The following is a 1763-nucleotide window of genomic DNA, read 5'->3' as shown; positions in this document are numbered from 1 at the left end:
GCGGGGAGGTGGTCGCCGAGGGGGCGGCCGGCGTCATGCCGTCACCCGGGCACGGAGGGCGGCGCCGCGCTCGCGGGCGCGCTCGAGACCGTGGGGGATCTCCCGGGTGCGCAGGTCGCGTTCGTAGAGGAAGTAGTCGACCTGCTGCTGGTGGCGGGGTGTGTCGAGCATGTGGCCGATGTACTTCTTCTCGTCCTCCACGATCACCCGCTCCATCTCGGCCACCGGCGGGGTGCGGTACAGCCCGGCCGCCCACGCCGCCACCAGCCGGGCCTGCGCCTCGACGAACGGGAACAGGGTCGGGGTGGACTGGGCGAAGCCGACAAAGGCGAGGTCCTCGATGCCCGGGGTGAACATCCGCTTGTAGAGCGGGACGTGGTTGTGGGCGTCGGCGCTGAGGAAGTCCCGGTCGAAGAACGGGAACGTGGTGTTGTACCCGGTGGCCTGGATGATCACGTCGAACTCGCCGCTGGTCCCGTCCTCGAAGTGCACCGTCCGGCCGTCCAGTCGGGCGATGTCCCCCTTGGCGACGACGTCCCCGGACCCCAGCCGCAGCGGCAGTTCGACGGACTGCGTGGGGTGGGCCTCGAAGAACTTGTGGTTGGGGGTCGGCAGGCCGTACTCCTCCGGCCGGCCGGCCGACATCGGCTGCATCGCCTGGATGGCCTTGCGCTGCCACGAGTACGGGATGTACGGGAAGGTCGCGAAGTACTTGTCGGCCGGCTTGCCGGCGATGTACTTGGGCACGATCCACGCACCCGACCGGGTGGACAGCGTCACCTCGTTGCGCATGACCTTGGACGACAGCTCCACCACGATGTCCGCGGCGCTGTTGCCGAGGCCCACCACGAGGATCTTCTTGTCCATGAGGTGCAGCGGATCCCACGGGTCGACGTAGGCGTGGGAGTGGATCATCTCCCCGGTGAACTCGCCGGGGAAATCAGCGAAGCGCGGGTCCCAGTGGTGCCCGTTGCCCACGACGAGCCCGTCGAAGCGGAGCGTCTCGGTCCCGTCGGCCCCGGCCTGTGCGGCCGACCCGGTGCGCGACGTGGTCAGTTCCCACCCGCCGTCCGGCAGGCGCTCGGCATGCTCGACCCGTGTCTCGAACTCGATGGCGGGCAGCAGGCCGAACGCCTCGGCGTAGTCGTCCAGGTACTGCTTGATCTGGCTGTGGTGGGGGAAGTCCGGGAACTCCTCCGGCATCGGGAAGTCCCGGAAGCTCAGCTGGTGCTTGGACGTGTCGATGTGCAGCGAGCGGTAGGCACTCGAGCTGCCGTTGGGGTTGTCGAACGCCCAGTTCCCGCCGATCCGGTCCGACGCCTCGAAGCACACCGCGTCAATCCCGTAGTCGCGGAGCATCTTCAGCGTCGTCAGGCCGCTGATGCCCGCGCCGATCACGGCGATTGTGCAGGTCGATGTCATGCGAACCCCTTCGGCGGATCCCTCGGCGAGGCAGACTCGCCGACAAGAGAGCTATGGCGCAGATCACACTATGGCCCGTGTTGACGGTCGTCAACAGCTTCCTCCGGCCCGGCGGACCACCCCGCCGAGGCCGGTCGTCAACCCTACTGGAGGCCCCGTGGACACGGATCGCACACGCGTCCCCACCCCTGACCGCGACAGCTCCTCGGACGGTTCCGATGTGGCCGCCCGCGGCCGGTCCGCCGTCGTGGTGGGCGGGGCGTCGGGGATCGGGTGGGCCACCGCCCGTGCGCTCGCCGCCGGGGGCTGGCAGGTGACGATCGGTGACCTCGACGCCGAGT

1 protein-coding gene and 1 pseudogene are annotated in these 1763 nt (G+C 69.3%); one reads left to right on the top strand and one right to left on the bottom strand.

Features of this window, described 5'->3' with window-relative positions; genetic code table 11:
- Positions 1-33: 33 nt before the first annotated feature.
- A complete protein-coding gene (locus tag G6023_RS03060; protein WP_182634054.1) occupies positions 34-1422 on the bottom strand; it encodes a flavin-containing monooxygenase in 1389 nt (462 codons plus the stop codon).
- Positions 1423-1579: 157 nt separating this feature from the next.
- Here G6023_RS03060 and G6023_RS16245 point away from each other — a divergent pair.
- Positions 1580-1763: pseudogene (locus G6023_RS16245) on the top strand (hypothetical protein); the annotation flags it as partial.

The sequence above is a fragment of the Dietzia sp. DQ11-71 genome (assembly GCF_014144995.1).
Classification (GTDB): Bacteria; Actinomycetota; Actinomycetes; order Mycobacteriales; family Mycobacteriaceae; genus Dietzia; species Dietzia kunjamensis.
The sequence above is the reverse complement of the archived record's forward strand: the minus strand, read 5'-3'. Positions and strand labels throughout refer to the sequence as shown.

What these genes read in the sequence shown, in the direction of transcription:
- G6023_RS03060 (WP_182634054.1), bottom strand. Translation starts at nt 1,422, where the DNA reads ATGACATCGACCTGCACAATCGCCGTGATCGGCGCGGGCATCAGCGGC.